The sequence below is a fragment of the Pseudomonas sp. P5_B2 genome, from assembly GCF_056400445.1.
In genome coordinates, this window is the sequence record NZ_JBFULH010000343.1 from 1 (window position 1) to 4,447 (window position 4,447).

A 4,447-nucleotide genomic window follows, 5' to 3' on the forward strand; every position below is an offset into this window, starting at 1 on the left:
ATCCCGGAGTTAACGCCCGGGTTGGCCACCAGGAAGGCCGGCAGACCGCTGACGTGCGGGTTGATCAGGCGGTCGAGGCGTCGCTCGGCGATGGAGCCGATTTCGGCCATGGCGATGGCCAACAGGTCCGCCGCCATCGCTACGGACTGGCCGTGCGGGTTGGCTTGAGAAACGACGCGGTAGTTGTCCGGCGTACCCAGCACCAGCGGATTGTCCGAGACGCCGTTGAGTTCGGTTTCGATCTGTTTGGTCGCGTGAACCAGCTGATCACGGGCAGCGCCGTGTACCTGCGGGATCGAGCGGATGCTCAAGGCATCTTGAGTGCGAATGCCTTTGCTGCTGGCGATCACTTCACTGCCACTCAGCACCGCGCGCAGGTTGATCCCGACTTGCTGCATGCCCGGGTGTGGCTTGAGCGCAATGATCTCGGCGTCGAACGCGTCGATCTGACCGCRTTGGGCTTCGAAACTCATGGCACCGATCACGTCAGCCCACTGCAGCAAATGCGCGGCGTCAGCAATCGCCAGGCAGCTGAGGCCGGTCATGCACGGCGTGCCGTTGACCAGGCACAAACCGTCCTTGGCACCGAGTTTGACCGGTTGCAGGCCTTCTTCGGCCAGGGCTTGCTGGGCGGAAACGATCTGCCCGCGATAACTGACGTTGCCGACACCCAGCAGTGCAATGCCGATGTGCGCCATGTGCGTCAGGTAACCCACGGAGCCCTGGGACGGCACTTGCGGGGTAATGCCACGGTTGAGCAGCGCCAACAGGGCTTCAACCACCTGGCGGTGCAGGCCGGATTTGCCATGGCTGTAGTTGATGATGGCTGCACAGATGATTGCGCGAGTCTGCTCGTTGGTCAGCGGTGCTCCCACACCACAGGCGTGACTGAGCAAGGTGTTGCGCGACAACTGGCTGAGTTGTTCATCTTGCAGGGAGACGTTGCACAACGCGCCCAGTCCGGTGTTGATGCCATAGGCACGCTCGCCGCTGGTGACGATGAGCTGGACGATGGCTTGGGCGTTTTCAATCCGTGCCCAGACCGGCGCCGACAGCTCAAGCTGTGCGCCGTGACGGGCGACGGCGACCACATCCTGCCAACTGACCTGCGCTTCAGTGATAACGATTTTTTCAGCCTGGGACATCTGGAGCCTCATATCAATTCTGTTGATCAATAAAACCCTGTGGCGAGGAGGCTTGTCGGACCGCCGCATCGCCCCGTTCGAGCGCGCAGCGGTTGCAATTTTTTTGGGGGCTGCTCCAACGGGGGCAAGCCCCCTCGCCACAAGGGACCTCACCACTTGCCACTTATCAGCTTTAAACCACCGCAGCCCGACGCTGCACAAACCGGTCGACATACTCATCCGCCGGCGAATGCAGGATCTCTCTCGGGGTGCCAACCTGAATCAGGCGGCCGTCCTTGAGGATCGCAATGCGATTGCCGATACGCACGGCCTCGTCGAGGTCGTGGGTGATGAAGACGATGGTCTTGTGCAAGGTTTTTTGCAGCTCCAGCAACTGGTCCTGCATCTCGGCGCGGATCAACGGGTCGAGGGCGCTGAACGCTTCGTCCATCAGGATGATGTCGGTGTCCGCAGCCAGTGCGCGTGCCAGGCCCACACGTTGACGCATGCCGCCCGAAAGCTGATGCGGGTATTTGTTTTCGTAACCCTTGAGGCCCACGGTGTTGATCCAGTGCAGTGCACGCTCGGAGCACATTTGCTTGCTCTCGCCGCGCACTTTCAGACCGTAGGCAACGTTATCCACCACGGTCTTGTGCGGCAGCAGGCCGAAGCTCTGGAACACCATGCTGATCCGGTGACGGCGAAATTCGCGCAGGGCTTCCATGTCGTATTGCAGGATGTCCACGCCATCCACCAGGATCGCACCGCTGGTCGGGTCGATCAGGCGATTGAAGTGGCGCACCAGGGTCGATTTACCGGAACCCGACAGGCCCATGATCACAAAGATCTCGCCGGTGCCGATGCTCAGGGACAAATCGTTCACGCCGACCACACAGCCGGTTTCGGACAGTACCTGGTCTTTGGTTTTGCCCTGGCCAATCATCGCCAGGGCATCCTTGGACCGGTTGCCGAAAATCTTGAAGACGTTTTTGACTTCGATCTTACTTACGGTCGCGTTGTTCATTTGCTCACCTCATGCCGTGCCCGACCGTACGCCTGAGTAATGCGGTCGATCACCACAGCCAGAATCACGATCGCCAGACCGGCTTCCAGGCCACGTCCGACGTTGAGGGTCTGAATCCCCACCAGTACGTCTTCACCCAAGCCACGGGCACCGATCATCGAGGCAATCACTACCATCGACAGCGCCATCATGGTGGTCTGGTTGATCCCGGCCATGATGCTCGGCAGGGCCAGCGGCAGTTGCACGCCGAACAGTTGCTGCCAGCGGTTGGCACCGAAGGCGTTGATCGCTTCCATCACTTCACCGTCAACCTGGCGGATGCCCAGATCGGTCAAGCGAATCAGCGGCGGCGCGGCGTAGATCACCGTAGCGAAAATCGCAGGGACCTTKCCCAGTCCGAACAGCATCAGCACCGGGATCAGGTACACGAAACTCGGCATGGTTTGCATGATGTCGAGCATCGGCATCAGCACCGAACGCAGGCGATTGCTGCGTGCCGAAAGAATGCCCAGCGGAATGCCGATCAGCACCGAAATGATCGTCGCCACCATCATCAGCGCCAGGGTTTGCATCAGCTTGTCCCAGAGGCCGACCGCCCCCACCAGGAACAACAAGCCGACAATCACCGCCGTGGTCACGACTTTGCGGGTCGCGTGCCAGGCAATGCCCGCGACGATGGCCAGCATCAGCCACCAGGGCGCCGCACGCAGCAGCCCTTCAAGATTGACGATGGCCCACAGCAGCGTGTCAGAGATCTGCCGGAACACGTCGCCGTAGTTGGTGACCAGCGAATCGACCCAACTGTTGACCCAGTCGGCGATGGAAAAGGTAAAGCTTTCGGGAAACATAGGAGACTCTCAATCAAGGGGTTGCGATCAAGCCTCCGACTGCCGTCGCCGACAGCCGGAGAGGCCCAACCTACAAGGCCGCGTCGATTTTCTTGGCTGCGTCTTCGCTCACCCATGCGTGCCAGACTTCAGGATGTTCCTTCAAGAAGATCTTGGCCAGTTTTGGTGACTCGATTCGTTCTTTGCTCATGCGACCGAGGTTCTGGTTGAGGATCTCGATCGGCACGTTGACCTTTTCCAGAACGGCTACCAGTTCCGGGGCTTGCTCGTGGAAAGTCTTGGACAGGCCGACCTTGATATCCACGGTCTTGTTCACGCCTGGCTTCTCTTCGAGCTTGATCAGGTCAACCTGGCCCATCAGCGGGGTTGGCGACCAGTAGTAGAACAGGATCGGCTCGCCACGCTTGTAGCTCGACAGCACAGCCGCATCCAGCGCCGGGCCGGTGCCTGGGCGGAAGTTGGTGTAAGTGCTTTCCAGGCCATAGCTTTTCAGCATTTCGCTGTTATCCAGCTCGCAGGTCCAACCCGCCGGGCAGTTGTAGAAACGGCCCTTGGACGGTTCTTCCTGATCCTTGAACACGGAAGCGTACTTGCTCAGATCGGTGATTGCTTTCAGATCAGGTGCCTTGGGTTCCAGCTTGCGCTTGGCGTCACCTTCAACCACGTAACGCGGCACGTACCAGCCTTCGGTTGCGCCCACGATCGGAGCGCCGATACCGACGACTTTGCCGGCCTTCTCGGCCTTGTTCCAGACTTCGCTGCGGCCGACCCACTCTTCAGCAAATACTTGAATGTCGTTGCTGCTCAGGGCGTTTTCCATGGTGATGGAGTTGCCCGGCAGGGTGTCGGTCTTGCAGTCGTAGCCTTTCTCCAACACGACTTGCAGCACGTCGGTCAGCAGCATGGCGCTTTCCCAGTTCAGGCCGGCAAATTTCACTGGCTTGCCCGACTCGCACCAACCGGCAGCCTGAGTGGCGCCGGCACTGGCGAGCAGGCCCATGGAAAGCAATGTGGTCAGCAGGGTCTTGTTCGATTTCATTGTAATGACGCTCCTAATCATGAATTGGCTTACGGCAGTCAAGAGGCATCCAGCCCTGTCCACGTCCAATCAGGCCTGCACCGCAACGCGACCGGCCCCGCTTGTTGTAGGTTGTACAACGCTGTCCTGCTCGACCGGCAGAATCRGATGATCAGGCACGCAGCCGTGCCATTTTTTTGCACACACGTAATACAGGGCGGCGGGAATCACCAGGCCGATGATCCAGGAGATATCCACATCGCCCAGGGCCGCCACCAGCGGACCCGTATAGAACTTGGTGGAGATAAATGGCAGCTGCACCAGCACACCGAAAACATAGACGCTGATACCGAGGGCGTTCCAACGGCCGTAGCGACCGTTCGGATCGGCCAGCGCCGGCACGTCATAGCGCTCGCGAGTGATGCAGTAGTAG

The 4,447-nt window shown here is 59.8% G+C and carries 5 protein-coding genes; all 5 read right to left on the reverse strand.

The features are described from left to right. The coding region (locus AC1DRJ_RS19920) for an HAL/PAL/TAL family ammonia-lyase (protein ID WP_477803658.1) at positions 1–1,145 on the reverse strand (1,145 nt) is incomplete at its 3' end. A gap of 172 nt (positions 1,146–1,317) precedes the next feature. After that, the gene (locus AC1DRJ_RS19925; RefSeq protein ID WP_477803659.1) at positions 1,318–2,148 is read right to left on the reverse strand and encodes a quaternary amine ABC transporter ATP-binding protein; all 831 of its coding nucleotides are present in this window, start codon (positions 2,146–2,148) and stop codon (positions 1,318–1,320) included. Beyond that, positions 2,145–2,996, reverse strand: coding sequence for an ABC transporter permease (locus tag AC1DRJ_RS19930; protein ID WP_477803660.1), 852 nt, complete (start codon positions 2,994–2,996; stop codon positions 2,145–2,147). The genes AC1DRJ_RS19925 and AC1DRJ_RS19930 overlap by 4 nt, the downstream gene beginning before the upstream one ends. Before the next feature lie 70 nt (positions 2,997–3,066). Then, entirely contained in the window at positions 3,067–4,035 is a 969-nt protein-coding gene (locus AC1DRJ_RS19935; protein WP_477803661.1) for an ABC transporter substrate-binding protein, read from the reverse strand. 69 nt (positions 4,036–4,104) lie between these two features. Continuing rightward, positions 4,105–4,447, reverse strand: a 343-nt coding sequence (locus tag AC1DRJ_RS19940; RefSeq protein WP_477803662.1) for a cytosine permease, incomplete at its 5' end; no start/stop codon positions are given.

Coding starts and splice junctions, on each gene's coding strand:
- AC1DRJ_RS19925 (WP_477803659.1), bottom strand. CDS start 2,148: ATGAACAACGCGACCGTAAGTAAGATCGAAGTCAAAAACGTCTTCAAG.
- AC1DRJ_RS19935 (WP_477803661.1), bottom strand. CDS start 4,035: ATGAAATCGAACAAGACCCTGCTGACCACATTGCTTTCCATGGGCCTG.